The organism is Micromonospora palomenae, from assembly GCF_007829925.1.
GTDB classification, from domain to species: Bacteria; Actinomycetota; Actinomycetes; order Mycobacteriales; family Micromonosporaceae; genus Micromonospora; species Micromonospora purpureochromogenes.
In genome coordinates this window covers 123,359-139,286 of record NZ_VIXA01000003.1, presented here as the reverse complement: position 1 = coordinate 139,286, position 15,928 = coordinate 123,359, and the positions used below count along the sequence as shown (strand labels likewise).

Annotated in this window: 18 protein-coding genes and 2 tRNA genes; 8 read left to right on the top strand and 12 right to left on the bottom strand. The window is 74.4% G+C overall.

The window, feature by feature from the left end; genetic code table 11:
- The first annotated feature begins 13 nt into the window (after positions 1–13).
- The 3 genes from rsgA to FHX75_RS21560 are packed head-to-tail and all read left to right on the top strand — an operon-like array spanning position 14 to position 2,867.
- Complete coding sequence (rsgA, locus tag FHX75_RS21570) at positions 14–1,099, top strand: ribosome small subunit-dependent GTPase A (protein ID WP_246158533.1); 1,086 nt, start codon at positions 14–16, stop codon at positions 1,097–1,099.
- A 25-nt stretch (positions 1,100–1,124) separates the two neighbouring features.
- Positions 1,125–1,943, top strand: a complete 819-nt coding sequence (gene hisN, locus FHX75_RS21565; RefSeq protein ID WP_154942172.1) for a histidinol-phosphatase — start codon at positions 1,125–1,127, stop codon at positions 1,941–1,943.
- Between the two features lie 60 nt (positions 1,944–2,003).
- A complete protein-coding gene (locus FHX75_RS21560) occupies positions 2,004–2,867 on the top strand; it encodes a hypothetical protein (protein WP_211364564.1) in 864 nt (287 codons plus the stop codon).
- A gap of 8 nt (positions 2,868–2,875) precedes the next feature.
- Here FHX75_RS21560 and FHX75_RS21555 read toward each other — a convergent pair whose 3' ends face one another.
- From FHX75_RS21555 to FHX75_RS30915, 3 genes are all read right to left on the bottom strand, one after another.
- Entirely contained in the window at positions 2,876–4,075 is a 1,200-nt protein-coding gene (locus tag FHX75_RS21555) for a glycosyltransferase (RefSeq protein ID WP_154942170.1), read from the bottom strand.
- 474 nt (positions 4,076–4,549) lie between these two features.
- Positions 4,550–4,795 (bottom strand): hypothetical protein, encoded by a 246-nt coding sequence (locus tag FHX75_RS21550; RefSeq protein WP_154942169.1) that lies wholly within the window; start codon positions 4,793–4,795, stop codon positions 4,550–4,552.
- Positions 4,792–5,085 carry a hypothetical protein gene (locus FHX75_RS30915; protein ID WP_170285431.1) on the bottom strand — a complete coding sequence of 98 codons (294 nt, stop codon included), beginning with the start codon at positions 5,083–5,085 and terminating at the stop codon, positions 4,792–4,794. Before FHX75_RS30915 ends, FHX75_RS21550 begins: the two co-directional genes overlap by 4 nt.
- A gap of 298 nt (positions 5,086–5,383) precedes the next feature.
- Here FHX75_RS30915 and FHX75_RS21540 point away from each other — a divergent pair, with 298 nt between their 5' ends.
- From FHX75_RS21540 to FHX75_RS21530, 3 genes are all read left to right on the top strand, one after another.
- Entirely contained in the window at positions 5,384–6,385 is a 1,002-nt protein-coding gene (locus FHX75_RS21540) for an SDR family oxidoreductase (protein WP_154942168.1), read from the top strand.
- 56 nt (positions 6,386–6,441) lie between these two features.
- Positions 6,442–7,182: an ATP-binding protein gene (locus FHX75_RS21535; protein WP_246158435.1), complete on the top strand. Its 741-nt coding sequence runs from the start codon at positions 6,442–6,444 to the stop codon at positions 7,180–7,182.
- Positions 7,183–7,255: 73 nt separating this feature from the next.
- Positions 7,256–7,828: a DUF5709 domain-containing protein gene (locus FHX75_RS21530; RefSeq protein WP_154942166.1), complete on the top strand. Its 573-nt coding sequence runs from the start codon at positions 7,256–7,258 to the stop codon at positions 7,826–7,828.
- A 13-nt stretch (positions 7,829–7,841) separates the two neighbouring features.
- Here the strand turns inward: FHX75_RS21530 and FHX75_RS21525 are convergent, their stop codons facing one another.
- Together FHX75_RS21525 and macS are read right to left on the bottom strand one after the other, a co-directional pair.
- Positions 7,842–8,489, bottom strand: a complete 648-nt coding sequence (locus FHX75_RS21525) for a response regulator (protein WP_154942700.1) — start codon at positions 8,487–8,489, stop codon at positions 7,842–7,844.
- Positions 8,490–8,503: 14 nt separating this feature from the next.
- Complete coding sequence (macS, locus tag FHX75_RS21520) at positions 8,504–9,637, bottom strand: MacS family sensor histidine kinase (protein ID WP_154942165.1); 1,134 nt, start codon at positions 9,635–9,637, stop codon at positions 8,504–8,506.
- A 119-nt stretch (positions 9,638–9,756) separates the two neighbouring features.
- On the opposite strand from macS, the gene FHX75_RS21515 reads away from it, so the two are divergent.
- A complete protein-coding gene (locus FHX75_RS21515) occupies positions 9,757–10,224 on the top strand; it encodes an ATP-binding protein (protein WP_154942164.1) in 468 nt (155 codons plus the stop codon).
- Between the two features lie 14 nt (positions 10,225–10,238).
- On the opposite strand, the gene FHX75_RS21510 is transcribed toward FHX75_RS21515, so the two are convergent.
- Both FHX75_RS21510 and FHX75_RS21505 read right to left on the bottom strand, forming a co-directional pair.
- Complete coding sequence (locus tag FHX75_RS21510) at positions 10,239–11,177, bottom strand: ribose-phosphate diphosphokinase (RefSeq protein WP_154942163.1); 939 nt, start codon at positions 11,175–11,177, stop codon at positions 10,239–10,241.
- 128 nt (positions 11,178–11,305) lie between these two features.
- Positions 11,306–12,139 (bottom strand): phosphoribosylaminoimidazolesuccinocarboxamide synthase, encoded by an 834-nt coding sequence (locus tag FHX75_RS21505; RefSeq protein ID WP_154942162.1) that lies wholly within the window; start codon positions 12,137–12,139, stop codon positions 11,306–11,308.
- A gap of 208 nt (positions 12,140–12,347) precedes the next feature.
- Between FHX75_RS21505 and FHX75_RS21500 the strand changes: the two genes are divergently transcribed.
- Positions 12,348–13,679 (top strand): ABC transporter substrate-binding protein, encoded by a 1,332-nt coding sequence (locus FHX75_RS21500; protein ID WP_246158432.1) that lies wholly within the window; start codon positions 12,348–12,350, stop codon positions 13,677–13,679.
- A gap of 35 nt (positions 13,680–13,714) precedes the next feature.
- Here FHX75_RS21500 and FHX75_RS21495 read toward each other — a convergent pair whose 3' ends face one another.
- The 5 genes from FHX75_RS21495 to FHX75_RS21475 all read right to left on the bottom strand — a co-directional run bounded on the left by FHX75_RS21495 (position 13,715) and on the right by FHX75_RS21475 (position 15,823).
- Positions 13,715–13,963, bottom strand: coding sequence for a hypothetical protein (locus FHX75_RS21495; RefSeq protein ID WP_154942160.1), 249 nt, complete (start codon positions 13,961–13,963; stop codon positions 13,715–13,717).
- A 110-nt stretch (positions 13,964–14,073) separates the two neighbouring features.
- Positions 14,074–14,147 (bottom strand) — tRNA-Met (locus FHX75_RS21490).
- 126 nt (positions 14,148–14,273) lie between these two features.
- A tRNA-Met gene (locus FHX75_RS21485) sits at positions 14,274–14,350 on the bottom strand.
- Positions 14,351–14,409: 59 nt separating this feature from the next.
- On the bottom strand, positions 14,410–15,324 hold the full coding sequence (locus FHX75_RS21480) for a superantigen-like protein SSL4 (protein ID WP_154942159.1): 915 nt from the start codon (positions 15,322–15,324) through the stop codon (positions 14,410–14,412).
- Positions 15,314–15,823, bottom strand: a complete 510-nt coding sequence (locus tag FHX75_RS21475; protein WP_154942158.1) for a SigE family RNA polymerase sigma factor — start codon at positions 15,821–15,823, stop codon at positions 15,314–15,316. The genes FHX75_RS21480 and FHX75_RS21475 overlap by 11 nt, the downstream gene beginning before the upstream one ends.
- Between the last annotated feature and the right edge of the window lie 105 nt (positions 15,824–15,928).

Genomic DNA, 15,928 nt, shown 5'->3' with positions numbered 1-15,928 from the left:
AGAGGGGGCGGTCCTGGCGACCAGACGGCGGGAGTACGACGAGGACGACGTACGGGTCCGGCCCGGAAAATCCTCGCGTCCACGCACCCGCACCCGACCCCGGCACGCCGACGCGGTCGACGGCTTCGTGATCGCCGTCGACCGGGGCCGCTACACCTGCGTGCTGGCCGGCGCCGACGCCGACGACACGGTGACCGCAATGCGGGCCCGGGAGCTGGGGCGCAAGTCGGTGGTGGTCGGCGACCGGGTGGGCCTGGTCGGGGACACCTCCGGGGCGGCCGGCGCGCTGGCCCGGATCGTCCGGATCGCCGAGCGGCGCTCGGTGCTGCGGCGGACCGCCGAGGACGACGCGACCACCGCCGAGGGGCGGCTGGAACGGGTCGTGGTCGCCAACGCCGACCAGCTGGTGATCGTCAGCGCGCTGGCCGACCCGCCGCCGCGCACCGGCTTCATCGACCGCTGCCTGGTGGCCGCGTACGACGCGGGCATCGAGCCGCTGCTCTGCCTGACCAAGGCCGACCTGGCCGGGCCCGAGCAGGTGCTCGGCTACTACACCGAGCTGGAACTGCCGTACGTGCTGGTCCGCCCGGACTCCGACCTCGACGCGCTGCGGGCGCTGCTCGCCGGCCGGGTCTCGGTCATGGTCGGTCACTCCGGGGTGGGCAAGTCGACGCTGGTCAACCGCCTGGTGCCGGAGGCCGCCCGGGCCGTCGGCGTGGTCAGCGCGATCGGCCGGGGCCGGCACACCTCCACCAGCGCCGTGGCGCTGCGGCTGCCGCCCGCGCCGGGCGTCGACGGCGACCCGGGCTGGATCATCGACACTCCCGGGGTACGCAGCTTCGGGCTCGCCCACGTCTCGGCGGAGAGCCTGCTGCACGGCTTCGCCGACCTGGTCGAGGCGACGGTGGACTGCCCGCCGAACTGCCCGCACACCGCCGACGCGCCGGACTGCGCGCTGGACGCCTGGGTGGCCGCCGGCAAGGCCGACCCGCGCCGGCTGGCGTCGTACCGTCGGCTGTTGTCCTCCCGGTCCGGGGAGGGTGACGCGCGCGGCGAGGCCGACCAGCGGAATCCGGGCGACCCGCTCGCCGGGTCCTGAACCGGGCGTGGCTACCGTTGCGCCCATGACCGGGTACGCCGACGACATCGCCCTCGCCCACCAGCTCGCGGACGCCGCCGACGCCATCTCCTCGGCCCGCTTCCGCGCGCTCGACCTGCGGGTCGAGGCCAAGCCGGACCTCACCCCGGTCTCCGACGCGGACACCGCCGTGGAGCGGGAGATCCGCGCGCTGCTGGCCGACCGGCGCCCCGGCGACGGCCTGCTCGGCGAGGAGTACGGCGAGCAGCCGGCCGCCGGGCCGGGGGGCCGGCGCTGGGTGGTCGACCCGATCGACGGCACCAAGAACTTCGTCCGGGGCGTGCCGGTCTGGGCCACCCTGATCGCGCTGCTGGAGGGGGACCGTCCCGTGGTCGGGCTCGTCTCCGCCCCGGCGCTGGGCCGCCGCTGGTGGGGCGCGCTCGGCGAGGGCGCGTACGCCGGGCCGGACGCCGCCTCCGGCACGCCGATCCGGGTCTCCGCCGTCGGCGACCTGGCCGACGCGAGCTTCTGCTACTCCTCGCTCAGCGGCTGGGAGGAGGCGGGCCGGCTGGACGCGATGCTCCAGCTCATGCGGGACACCTGGCGCAGCCGCGCGTACGGCGACTTCTACGGTTACATGCTGCTGGCCGAGGGTGCACTGGACGTCATGGTGGAGCCCGAGTTGTCGCTCTGGGACGTCGCCGCGCTGGTGCCGGTGGTGACCGAGGCCGGGGGCGTGTTCACCGATCTGTCCGGCCGTGGAGTCCCTGCTGGGGATGGTTCCGGGGAGCACAGCGCGGTGGCCAGCAACGGCCTGCTGCACGCCGACATCCTCGCCCGGCTGGGTCGGCCAACCGCGCGCTGACCCCCGGGTACCCTCTATCCTCGCCAGGTGGTGTCCTCCGGTTGGTGCTTCCTCGCGGCCATGATCGTCGCGTACGGCTTCGCCAACATGTTGCAGTCGGTCGCCGCCGCCCGGACGACCGTGCACCACACCTTCGATCCGGGGCTGCTGCTGAAGCTGGCCGTGCACCGCACCTACCTGGTCGGTCTGCTCTGCCAGGTGATCGGGTTCGTGCTGGCCTTCCTGGCCCGCCGGGACCTGCCGCTGTTCCTGGTGCAGGCCAGCGTGGCCGCCGGGCTGGGGGTCACCGCCGTGCTGGGCGTGGTGGTGCTCAAGTGGCGGCTGCCGAAGGCGGAGGTGGCCCTGCTGGTGCTGCTCTTCGGCGGGATCACCGCGCTGGTGCTCTCCGCCCAGCCGGCGCCGTCGAAGTCCCTCGGCACCGCCGGCCTGGTCGCCCTCGCCGTGGCGCTGGGCGGCATCGGGGTGCTCGGCTTCTTCGCCGTCCGCCTGCACGGGCCGCCCGGGTCGGTGGCGCTCGGCTCGCTGGCCGGGATGGCGTTCTCCGCCGCCGCGGTGGCCGCCCGCCCGCTGGCCTCCGCGCCGACGGCCGAGGCGTTCGTCCAGGACCCGCTGCTCTACCTGCTCATCGCCCACTCGTTGGTCGGGCAGCTGCTGCTCGGGCTGGCGATGCAGCGCGGCTCCACCACGGCCGCCGTCGCCGCGATGGACGCCGCCGGGGCGGTGCCCGCCGCGATCGTCGGCCTGCTGCTGCTCAACGACCGGATCTGGCCGGGCCGGGAGTGGCTGGCCGCGGTCGGCTTCCTGGTCACCCTCGCCGCGGTCATCGGGCTCACCCGGTACGCCGAACCACAGCACCACCATGCCGTCGTCCGGCGACGGGAACGGATCGCGGTCGGCGCCGGCTCCGGCCGGCCACCGCTGTAGACGAGCGGTCAGGCCTCGACCGGCTTGCGCCGGAGCACCACCCGCTCGTAGAGCCGCTCCAGGGCGCTGGCGGTGCGCTCCCAGGTGTAGCTGCACCGCACCCGGTCCACCGCCGCGTGCCCGTACGCGAACCGCCCGGCGTTGTCGGCCAGCAGCCGGCGCAGCGTCACGCCCAGCGTGCGGACGTCGCCCGGGGGCACCAGCCGCCCGGTGACCTCGTCGACCACGGCGTCGGCGATGCCGCCCATCGCGTACCCGACCACCGGTACGCCGCAGGCCATCGCCTCCAGCGACACCCGGCCGGCGGAGGAGTAGTGCGGGGTGCAGGCGACCACGTCGGCCGAGCGGTACCAGGTGGCCATCTGATCGTGCGGTACCGCCCCAACCAGCTTCACCTGGTCGGCGACCCCGGTCCGCTCGGCCAGCTCGCGCAGCCGGCGGGCCTCGGCGTGGGTGGCCAGCTCCTCGGGCGGCGGGCCGCCGGCGATGACCAGCTCGGCGTCGCCCACCAGGCGCATCGCCCGGATCAGGTCCTCCTGGCCGTGGCCGGGCGACAGCCCGCCGACGGAGAGGATGCGGGCCCGCTGGTCGCGGGGGGCCGCCTCGCCGTCGGGGTGGAACCGCTCGATGTCCACCCCGGCGGGGACCATCGCCACCGACGTGCGTTGCAGGCCCATCCGGGTCAGTTCGTCCACCTCGTCGTTGCACTGGGCGACCGCGATGTCCACCGCCCGGGTCAACGCCCGCTCCAGCGGGATCCGCTCCCCCGGGCCGTCGTACTGCTGGCCGAGGTGGCGCAGCTGCTCGACGCCGAGGGAGTGGAAGGTCTGCACGACCGGGATGTCCGTCTCGCGTACCGCGTGGGCGGCGGCCAGGCCGCCGATCCAGTAGTGCCCGTGCACCACCTCGGGGGTCCACTCCGCGGCCCAGCGGTCGGCCAGCCACCGCCCGAACTCCGACACGTACGGCACCAGCTCGGCGGTGGGCGTGATCCTGGCCGGCCCGACGGGCACCCGTTCGAGGCGGTAGCCGTCCACCTCGACGACCTCCGGCAGGGCGGGGTCGTCCCGGCGCTCGTAGACCCGTACGTCGTGGCCGCGCCCGGCCAGCTCAGCGGCGACCCGGGCGATGTGCTCGTGGGTGCCGACGGCGGGGGCGTCCGCATGCCGGGCCGAGCCGGCGTGCGCGCAGACGAGGCCGACGCGCATGGTCACCTCCATGCGATTCGTGAGGGATGGTCCTCCGGTCAGAGGGTCCCATTAACCCGGCCCCGGCGAGCCGAAACCTGGCAGATCGGGAGCAGTCGGAACGCTCCCGGCCGGCCGCTGCGGGCACCCGGCCAGCGAGCCGCCGACAGGCCCCCGCCACCAGACTTTCCGCAGGTCCCACGCGCCTTCGCGGCGCGTGTGTTCGGGCGAACGGAGGCCCGTACCGGGCCTTCCGGGGTGATCGGTTTACGCCATGGTTCAGCCGGGTGTCCGGAAGGCCCGGCATGCCGGGATCGCTGCTCGGCCCACGGTGCGCTGCGAGCGTGCCTTGAAGCCGCGCACCAGGTGCTGCCCCGGGCGATGCCCGGGGCAGCAAGGGGGTGCTGTTCAAGGTCGAGACTGGCATTGACAACTGTCCAAACCCCGAACTGCCCCCAACTGCGCGACCGAACCCCACCCAGATCGCCGGGCGGCTCACCTACCGGTGGTCCGGTCTTCCCGGTCGACGAACCGGCCCTCCTGGAGCAGTACACGTTCGAAGTAGGTCGGATCCTCCACCTCACGCATGGTGATGGTTGTCACCCGCAGGCCGGGGTGCTCTGGGGTGAGCGGGATGGCACCCAGGTTCGACGGCGCGCCGGGCGCGACACGGCCGACACCGCGTATTTCGCCTTCCGGCGTGTGCCAGACGTGGTACTCGATCTCGGATTCGCCTCTCATGCGACTGCCTCCTCGATGGCGTCGAGCATGACGAAGGACCAGGGCGGGTTGCCGATGTGGTCGTGCCAGACGCCCGTGATGTCCGCCACGCGGGCCAGCGTGCCGTCGACATGCGGGTAAACGGGACCGACTGTGAGTTGGACGCCAATCGGGGCGCCAGCCCCAACCACGCGCACCGGTCGGGCCGAGTAGGTGACTGCCGTGTCCGTGGGAAAGCCGTGCAGGTAGACGCCCATATTGGTGCCGGAATATACGTACTCGAAGACGTACGCGGTATAGGCCATGGTCATCGATCTTCCGGTGAAATTTATGCTTTCGTCCTGATGTGGACTATATGTCCGGTATCCCGCACTGTCCGGCAAACGGCGCGGTGAGCGCGATCGGCAACGTTCGCGCCCGGGGTGCAAGCCTCACCGCTGGCCCGCACCCCGTACGACCTGCGACACGCCGTCGTGTCGACCTGGCTCACGCGGCCGCCCCAGCCCTCGGCCCCGGGCTCACGCCGGCCGCCCTGGCGGCCGCCCGCCCCGGTGCCGATCCGTGCCCACCCGGCCGCATGACCCACTCCGGTCGGGGTACCGACGAAGAATGCCGCTAACCCGCAGTCTCTCGGACGCCGTCGTGGTGGTCACCGGCGCCTCCAGCGGCATCGGTACCGCCACGGCCTACGCGCTGGCCCGCCGGGGCGCGGACATCGTCCTCGCCGCCCGCAGCGAGCCCGCCCTGGAGGACGTCGCCCGGCGCTGCCGGGAGCTGGGCGGGCGGGCGCTGGCGGTGCCCACCGACGTGACCGACCCGGTGGCGGTCGAGGAACTCGCCGCCCGCGCCGCAGCCGAGTACGGCCGGATCGACGGCTGGGTGAACAACGCGGCGGTCAGCGCGGTCGGGCTCTTCGACGAGATCCCGGTGTCGGAGTTCCGCCGGGTGCTGGAGGTCAACCTGCTGGGCGCCGCCTACGGCATCCGTGCCGCGCTGCCCTGGCTGAGCCTCTCCGGCGGCGGGGTCGTGGTCAACAACGCCTCGGTGCTGGCCGAGGTGGCGATGCCCTACCAGTCGGCGTACAACGCCACCAAGCACGGCATCCGCGGGCTGGCCGACACGGTCCGGCAGGAGCTGCGGGTCACCGGCCGGGGCAACATCTCGATCTGCACCGTGCTGCCGGCCACCATCGACACCCCGTTCTTCCGGCACGCCGGCAACCACACCGGGCGCGAGCTGGTCCCGCCGCCGCCGGTGTACCCACCCGAGATGGTGGCCGAGACCATCGTCCGGCTGCTGCGCCGCCCCCGCCGGGAGGCGTACGCCGGCGGCGCGGCCCGGCTGATCGGCCTGCAGTGGCGGCTCGCGCCGGCGCTGGCCGAGCGGGTCCTCGGCTGGTACGCCCACCGGACGCAGTTCGGGCCGTCGGGCGCGGCGGACAGCACCGGCAACGTCTTCCGCGCCGACGCCGAGGCGCAGCGCGAGGGCGGCTGGCACGGCCGACGCCGGCAGGTGGTCCGGGTGACCGCCGCGTTCGGGCTGGCCGCCGCCGGCACCGCGGTCGGCACGATGGCCGCGATGACCCGCCGCTCCCGGGCGGAACGGCGATGACCGGCACGGAGCGGCCGGGTGCGCGTCCGGCCGCCGGCATGCACAATGGGACGATCATGCCGACGGACGCGCGATGCCTGGTGGAGGCGGACGAGTCGTCCGCGACCGTGCGGCTGAGCGGCGTGCTGGAGCCCACCGCCGCCGACCCGGTCCGCGACGCCCTGCTGGCGCGACTGAGCGACCGGCCCGGCCCGATCGTGGTCGACGTGGCCAGGCTCCGTTCCACCGACGGCAGCGCCGCGCGCCTGCTCGCCGAGGTCCGCCGCGCGGTCACCGACTGGCCCGCCGCCGATCTGCTGGTGCTCGACCCGGCCGGCACGGTCACCGGCGCCGACGCGACCGGGCTGCCGGTGTACGCGACCGCCGACGAGGCGACCGCCGCGCTGGCCCGTACCCCGATGGCGGCGGTGCTCGCCGCGGACCTGGCGCCCACGGTGGGGGCCGCCCGGCAGGCCCGGGCGATGATCGCCGACGGCTGCGCCCGCTGGGGTGTGCCGCAGCTGGCCGAGCCGGCGTCCATCGCGGTGACCGAGATGGTCAACAACGTGGTGGCCCACGCGCGGACGCCGATGACGGTCCGCCTCGCGCCGCGCGACAGTGCGCTGCACGTCGCGGTCCGCGACCACTCCCCCCGCCAGCCCGCGTACGCCGGTCTGGCTCCGCTGACCTCGACCGGCGGCCGCGGCCTGCTGCTGATCGACACGGTGGCCCGCCGCTGGGGCAGCACCCCGGTGCCGAACGGCAAGGTGGTCTGGTGCGTGCTCCACGCCGAGGACGAAGCCGCGCGCCAGGGCTGACTTCTCCCTTTTCGTCCCGATTGCGGGACCCGGCTCCGGTTACCCCGGGCATGGCAGTGGGTAGTGATCAGTCATGCGCGACGACGAGTACCCGACCCCCCTCTCCGACCCTGAGGCGGAGGGTCTGCCGCAGACCGCCGACGACGACTCCACCGCCAACGACGACGTCCTCACCGGCCGCGAGGCCGACGGCCCGGAGCCGGCCCAGCTGCCCGGCGACCGCACACCGGTCGCGGTCGACAGCTTCGGCACCACCGCCGAGGAGCAGCTCGACGGGGAGTCGCTGGACTACAAGCTCCAGCGGGAGCAGTACGAGCGCCCCGCCGACGACCCGCTGGCCGGCCCGGTCGACCCGGACATCGCCGCCGAGGCGGACAGCGACCAGGCCGCCGCCGAGGCGCAGCTCGACGCCGACGTGATGAACCCCGGTCCCACCTCGGACCCGCACTCCCCGGTCTCCATCTACGACCACGGCAAGCTGGGCACCATCGCCGACTCGCAGGTGGGCCGGCTGGTCGAACCAGACGAGGGGGCGCACACCGACCAGGAGACCGACTCGGTCGCCTACGACGCGGGCTCGGCCGGCGGCGGGGCCACCGCCGAGGAGCTGGCGATCCACGAGACCCGGCCGCCGGAGTCGCACTGACCCCGACAGCCTCTCAGTCGTCGAGCCCGCGCTCGATCGCGTAGCGGGTCAGCTCGACCCGGTTGTGCAACTGGAGCTTGCCCAGCGTGTTCTGGACGTGGTTCTGCACGGTGCGGTGCGAGAGCCCCAGCCGCTCGGCGATCTGCCGGTACGACAGCCCTTTGGCGACCAGACGCAGCACCTCGGTCTCCCGCTCGGTGAGCCGGGGTGCCGCGTCGTCCCGGCCCGACCGGGCCCCGCCGTCGGTGGCGCCGGCCAGCCGGCGGTACTCACCGAGGACCAGTCCCGCCAGGCCGGGCGTGAAGACCGGCTCCCCGGCGGCGGTACGGCGCACCGCGTCCAGGAACTCGGCCGGCGCGGCGGACTTCACCAGGTAGCCGGTGGCGCCGGCCTTCACCGCGTCCAGGACGCTCTGCTGCTCGCCGCTGGCCGACAGCATCAGCACCCGCACCTCGGGCAGCACGGCCCGCAGGCCCCGGATCACCTCGACTCCGGAGATGTCGGGCAGCTGGAGGTCGAGCACCACCACGTCGGGCCGGGCCGCGGCGGCCACCCGGACCGCCTGCCGCCCCTCACCACTGGTCGCCACCACCCGGTGGCCGGCCTCGGTGAGGTCGCGGGCCACCCCCTCCCGCCACATCGGGTGGTCGTCGACCACCATCACGCGTATCCCGGTCACCCGTCCTCCCTCGGTACCACCAGCTCCACCTCGGTGCCCTCCCCCGGCGCGGAGACGATCCGCACCTCGCCGCCGAGGTCGGCGATCCGACCCCGGATCGACTGGCTCATGCCCAACCGCCCCTGCCGGGCCGCCTCGACCAGCCGGCCCTCCGGGATGCCCGGGCCGGCGTCGCGCACTGACACCGTCACCGTCTCCCCCTCGTCCTCGACCAGCACCCAGGCGCGCCCGTCGGCGTGCCGCCGCACGTTGTCCAGCGCCGCCGCGGTGGCGGCGGCCAGTTCCCGGGCCACCGGGGCGGGCAGCGGGACCGGGGTGGCCGGGGCGGAGACGGAGACCGTCGCCGAGGCGTACCGGCCGAGCAGGGCGCGCAGGTCGAGGGTCCCGGTCGGCTCGTCGGCGGCGGCGGGCGCCGGGTCGACCCCGGCGATCAGGGCGCGCAGCGCCGCCTCCTGCTCGCCGGCGAGCCGGGCCAGCTCACCGGCCTCGCCGTCGAGGTGGGCACCGCGCCGCTGCACCAGGGCCAGCACCTGGAGCACCGAGTCGTGGATGCCCCGGGCCAGCCGCTCCCGCTCCCGGGTGGCCGCCTCCAGCTGCACCGCCCGGTGCAGCCGTTCCTCGGCGGTCACCGCCAGCCGCGCGACGTGCCCGACGATCACCCCGGCGAGCAGCAGCAGGATCACCCCGGTGAGCGAGGAGGGGCCGATCCGTCCCCGGCTGGCCAGGTCCGCCGCGCCGAGCGCCAGCGCCGCGACCGCGCCGCGTCGCCGCCCGCCGGAGACCGCCCAGGCCAGCACCGGGCCGGCCAGCCAGACCACGGCCAGGGTCGGCACACCGGCGGCCAGCGCCGGACGGCCGACCACCCACGGGGAGACGGCGAGGACGACGAGTACGACGCCCAGGTCGGCCAGGAGCAGCGGCCAGTGCCGGTTCGCCGGCCGGGCGTAGCCGGCGGCGGTCGCCCCGGACCAGGCCAGCATCGCCAGCAGGACGGCGCCGGCGGCGAGCGGGTGGGCGTACCGGTCGGCGTCGCGGAGCACCAGCAGGCAGACGTACCCCAGGGCGGCGAAGCGGAAGACGGCGATGGAACGCCACAGCGGCACCTCGAGACCACCCGGCGGTGACGGCATGGCCGTCACGATGCCACAGCCGCCGACCGGCTCGGCGGCGCCGCCGGTCGCGGTACGAAGAACCCTGACGTACGGTGGAAATGCCGCGAAACTCCGAGACCGGCTGTCGGGACAGGGCCATGACGAACGCAGATCCGCCCCCGCCGCGTACGGTTGTGCCCATCGAATCTTCCGTTCTCATCGCCGAGGCCTTCGAGCAGGCCCAGGTGACCGAGCTGCGACACTCGGTCACCTCCTGCGCGCACGCCTCGGGGCTGAACGGCCAGCGGCTGGACGACTTCGTCCTCGCCGTCAACGAGCTGATCAGCAACGCGGTCCGGCACGGCGGCGGCCGGGGCTGGCTGCGGCTGTGGCGGCGGGCCGACGAGCTGGTCTGCGAGGTCTCCGACCACGGCGCGGGAATCAGCGCGCAGCGGCTCGGCGACCACAGCCGCCCGGCGCCGGACACCGCCGGCGGGTGGGGGCTCTGGCTGGCCCGGGAGCTGAGCGACGCCATGGAGGTCGAGACCAGCCCGGCCGGCACCACGGTACGGATCAGCGCCCTGACCCGGGCGCTGCGCCGCGCGGGCGGCCCGGCCGGCGACTGACCCGGCCGCCCTACTCAGCCGAAAAGCGCGCTGACCGACTCGCCGTTGTGGATCCGCCGCATCGCCTCGGCCAACGCGGGCGCCACCGAGAGGATCTCCAGCTTCGGCACCCGCTTCTCCGCCGGGATCGGGACCGTGTTGGTGCAGACGATCTCCAGCACCCCGTCCTCCCCGCTCAGCCGCTCCAGCGCGCCGCTGGAGAAGAGCCCGTGTGTGCAGGCCAGCCGGATCGAGCGCACCTTCCGCTCGCGCAGGTGAGCCATCAGCTCGATCACCGTGCTGCCCTTGGCGATCTCGTCGTCGAGGACGATGACGTCCCGGCCGGCCACGTCGCCGATCACCGTACTGATCTCGACCCGGTCGTCGCTGAACCGCTGCTTCGCCCCGGCCGCCACCGGCGTGCCGAGCATCCGGGCGAAGGCGGCGGCCTCCTTGGCGTTGCCCAGGTCCGGCGAGACCACCACGGTGTCGGTCAGGTCGTAGCGCCGGAAGTGGGCGGCCAGCTCGCGCAGCGCGTGCAGGTGGTCGACGGGGACGCTGAAGAAGCCGTGCACCTGCGGCGAGTGCAGGGTCATCGCCAGCACCCGGTGCGCCCCGGCCGAGGTGAGCAGGTCGGCGACGAGCCGCCCGCCGATCGAGATGCGCGGGGCGTCCTTCTTGTCCGAGCGGGCGTACGCGTAGTGCGGCAGCACCACGGTGATCCGGCCGGCGGACGCGCCCCGGGCCGCGTCGATCATGAGCAGCAGCTCGACCAGGTGCTCCTGGACCGGCGGCACCAGCGGCTGGATCAGGAAGACGTCGCGCTCCCGGCAGTTCGCCTGCAACTGCACCTCCAGGCAGTCGTTGGCGAACCGGGAGACCCGCACCGGGTGCAACGGGACGTCGAGGTGGGCACAGATCTCGGCGGCGAGTTCGGGATGGGCGGTTCCGCTGAACACGGCGATGTCACGCACGGTCCAGATCGTACGGACGGCCGCCGGCCGGACGACGCGTGGGCGACGGCGCGTTGTCTCTCGCGCACCGGGAGCGCGAGCTGCGGCGGTGACGCGAGGCGGTGGCGACCCTCGACCGGGTCGAGTGACTACGCCCAGCGGTTGCCGGTGAGCCTCTCGTAGACGTCGACGTAGCGGGCCCGGGTCGCCTCGACCACCTCGGCCGGCACCTCGGGGGCCGGGCCCTGCTTGTCCCAGCCGCTGTCGGTCGCCCAGTCCCGGACGTACTGCTTGTCGTAGGAGAACTGCACGCGGCCCGGCTGGTACGACTCGGCGGGCCAGAACCGGGACGAGTCGGAGGTCAGCAGCTCGTCGCCGAGCATCAGCGTGCCGTCCGGCGTCCAGCCCAGTTCGAGCTTGGTGTCGGCGACCAGGATGCCCCGGTCGGCGGCCAGCTCCGCGCCGCGGCGGTAGACGTCGACGGTGATCTGGCGCAGCCGCTCGGCGGTCTCCGCGCCGACCTTGTCCACCACCTCGGCGAAGGTGATCGGCTCGTCGTGCTCCCCCACCGGCGCCTTCGTCGACGGGGTGAAGATCGGCTCGGGCAGGATCGACGCCTCGACCAGGCCGCGCGGCAGCGCCACGCCGGAGACGGCGCCGGTGCGCTGGTACTCCTTCAGGCCACCGCCGGTCAGGTAGCCGCGGGCGACGCACTCCACCGGGACCATCTCCAGCCGCCGGCAGCGGATCGCCCGGCCGGCGAACTCGGCGGGCACGTCGGTGGTCGAGATGACGTGGTTCGGCACCAGGTCGGCGAGCTGCTCGAACCACCAGACGGAGAGGGCGGTGAGCAGTCGACCCTTGTCCGGGATCGGCGTCGGCAGCACCACGTCGTAGATCGAGATGCGGTCGGAGGCGACCAGGATCAGGTCGTCGCCGTCGGCGTAGACGTCCCTGACCTTGCCCGAGTGCAGAAGTTCCACGCGCCCTAGTACATCAGACGACGTCGGGACGCCCGGTGCGGCCACCGGCCGTCCCGCAGCCGGAAGGCCCGGGGCGGCTCGGCGCGTATCGATGTCGGTCAGCGCCCGAGCGACCGTCCCCGCCGCCGCCGGCCGCCCGGCGTTGACACCCGGGCGCACCGCCTGCGTGAATGGTCCGGCCCGCACCGCCGCGCACCAGGAGCCCCCCGTGCCCGCTGCCCGCCCTCCGCGCCCCCGGCCCGGCGCCGACCCGGACCGGCGGCGGCTGCTCGGCGCGCTGCTGGCCGTGCCGGCGCTCGCCACCGGCGGCCTCGCCGGGTGCAGCGACGGCCCAGCCGCCCCGGTCGACGAGAACGGGCCGATCGAGTTGTCGGTCTTCTGGTGGGGCAACACCCGGCGCGCGGAGGCCACCGAGCGGGCGCTGCGGCTCTACTCCTCGCGCAACCCCCGGGTCACCTTCCGGGTCACCTGGCAGGCCGCCGGCGGCTACTACGACCGGCTCGCCACCCAGGCCGGCGGCGGCAACGTGCCGGACCTGTTCCAGGTCGACGACACCGTGCTGACCGAGTACGCGCAGCGCGGCATCGCCCTGGACCTCAGCCCGTACGCCGCGGACGGCCGGCTCGACCTCGGCGGCCTGCCGCCCGGGCTGGCCGACTACGGCCGGGTGGACGGCCGGCTGTACGGCGTCCCCGCCGCGCAGACGCACGCCGCCGTGGTCTACAACAAGGACCTGCTGCGCCGGCTCGGGGTGCCCGCCCCGACGATCATGCCGTGGGCCGACTACCTGGCCTGGGCCGCGCGGGTCACCCAGGCCAGCGGCGGGCGGGTGGCCGGCACCATGGACCCGTCCGGCGACCACCGGGCGCTCTGGCTCTGGCTGCGCGGCCAGGGCGGCAAGTTCTACCAGGGGCGGCAACTCGGCTTCGGCTCGGCGGCCCTGGTCGACTGGTTCGAGCTCTGGCAGCGGGCCCGCAACGAACGGGCGACCCCGGCCGCCGCGCTGGTGGACCGGGCCGACGGCGGCGAACCGGCCCGACAGCTCGTGGTGACCGGGCACACCGCCGCCTCGTTCGCCTGGTCGCACCAGCTTCCCGAACTCCAGCGCTACACCGACGACGAGTTGGGGCTGGCCGCCTTCCCCGGGCCGCCGGCCGCCCAGTGGGACCTGGCCTCGATGTTCTGGGCCGGCTTCCACGGCACCCGGCACCCCGGCGTGGTGGCCGACGTCGTCACCTTCCTCACCACCAACGTCGAGGTGGGCCGGATCCTCGGCACCGACCGCGGGCTGCCCGCCGACCTGGCCGTGCGGCAGGCCGTCATCCAGGCGTCCGACGATCCGGTGGTCAAGCGCGTCGCCACCCTCGGCACCGCCCTCAACGACCTGGTCGGGCCCGCCCCGGCCCCACCGCCCCGGGGGCACGCCCGGGTGCGCGCGCTGCTCACGGCGGCGGCCCAGGACGTCCGGTCGGGGCGGGTGGGGGCGCGGGCCACGACGTCGAAGTTCATGGCGCAGGCGCAGGGGGCGCTGGCCGAGTGACCCCGGCCGGCGTCTGCCGGCCGGAGCCGACCCGATCAGCTCGGCGGACGGTTGCGGCGGTTGCGCATCAGCCGCAGCACCAGGTACACGATCAACCCCACCACGACGAGGCAGCAGAGCAGGCCCAGGATGCCGCCACCGCCCCGGCCCCTACGCCGTGCCGCCTCCACCACCAGCTCGCCCTGACCCGTGGACGCCCAGGCCGCGACCGGTACGAAGACCGAGAGCACGACCGCACCGAGGACCGCGCTCAGCCGGCCCCACCACCTGTTCCAAGATGCCATGCCCCCATCCTGACCGAGGCGGGCAAGCGGGGCACGCCGGACGGATGGAAACCCCCGGCGGGCGGAAACGGCGAAGGCCCCGGAGCAGGGCTCCGGGGCCTTCGAACGAGTAGCGGGGACAGGATTTGAACCTGCGACCTCTGGGTTATGAGCCCAGCGAGCTACCGAGCTGCTCCACCCCGCGTCGGCTCCATAAGCCTAGCGCATCCCCGGGACCGAGATCAGCCGGGTCCCGAATCGGCGGCCGGGCGCCCGCTCGGGTGTGGAAAAGGCGAACGGCCCGAGGATCAGATCCTCGGGCCGTTCGTCGTGGTAGCGGGGACAGGATTTGAACCTGCGACCTCTGGGTTATGAGCCCAGCGAGCTACCGAGCTGCTCCACCCCGCGTCGGCTCGATAACCGTAGCGTACGGGGTGCCCGACCCGCAAAACGGGCCCGGAACGCAGTCAGCGCAACCAGTCGCGGATCGCCGTCACCGCCCGCCGGCTGTCCGCGTCGAGCTGCGACTTCGGGGTGGAACTACCCTCCCAGCCCTGGTCCCAGAGCACCGTCACCACGGAGCCGATCCGGATGGCCCGGACCAGGTGGACCACTTCGCCGGTCGGACCGCCGTCGGGGACCTGGTAGGGCCCGCGCACCTCGAACAGCACCGACTCCTCCCCGTAGCCGCTGCTGGGCAGGAGCTTCTGTCGGCGGATCACGTCGCCGAGCTGCTGCTGGGGACATTCGCGCACCGCGTCCCGCAGTTCGTCGAGTGCGTCGGCCGCCGCACCGTCGCGGTAGATGGTGATGCTGTGCTGGTAGAGGCCGTCCGGGATGCTCCCCTCCGGCGCCCCGGCCAGCTTGAACGGCACCGTCCGGACCCGCTGCCGCACCGTCCGCGACGCGCCCGGCTCCGCGCCGCAGAGGGCGGGCAGCACCTGACCCTCGCCGAACCTCGCTCCCGCACCGGTGTCGTTCGCCGCCGCCAGGGCGAAGAAGGCCGAGTCGGGAATCGAGGTCGGCGTCCGGGCGGGCGGCGGGACGCGGGTCGACGACGTCGACGGCGGTTGCTGCGACGCCGACCTGCTCGGGCCGGGCGAGGTCGCCGACGGGGTGGGCGTCGGGTCCGACGGCACAGGCGAGGGCGGGGCCGGGGTGTCGGCGGGCGGCCCGACCCGGGTGGCCGGGCCGGCGGTGAGGACGAACTGGGCGCCGACGGCCGTCCCGCCGACCAGCGCCGCCGCGGTCAGCACCCCCAGCGCCGCCCGGGTCCGCGCCCGGCGGTCGGCGTACCGGCGCACCATGTCGGGCGCCGCCAGGCCGCGTGGGTCGGTGTCCTCGGCGAGCGAACGGTAGAAACCGGTCAGTTCACGCGACATCGTTGACCTCCAGCTTCTCGGACGCGACGCCGGGCAGCAGCTCGGCCAGCCTCGTCCTGCCCCGGGACAGCCAGGACTTCACGGTGCCGGTGGGCACCCCCGTCTCGCGGGCGATCTCCTCCACCGGCATGTCGAACAGGTAGTGCAGGGCCAGCGCCTGCCGTTGGTTCGCCGGCAACTGCCGCAGGGCAGCGACCAGCAGGACGGTGTCCTCGCCCGGTGGCCGTACGTCCTCGGGTAAGCCGGTGCGGCTCACCGCCGTGCGCCAGCCGCGCAGCCGGCGGAACCGGTCGGTGGCCAGTCGGCTGACCACCAGCCGCAGCCACGCCTCCGGCGCCGGGTGGGTGGCCAGGCTGCCCCACTGCCGCCAGGCCCGGGCGTACGCCTCCTGCACGAGGTCCTGCGCCTCGCCGTGGTCACCCGCCACCGCGTGGCCGTACCGGAGTGTCCGCCCGGACGTGCTCCGGTAGAACTCGTCAAAGCTCTGCGCGTCCCTCATGCTCACACCACGTCTCCCCGTTTCCCCCACCTGCTGACAAGACGGTGGACGGGGCCGCTCGGTTGCAGGCATCGGGTCGGAAAAGCGACAAGCCCGCGACCGGAG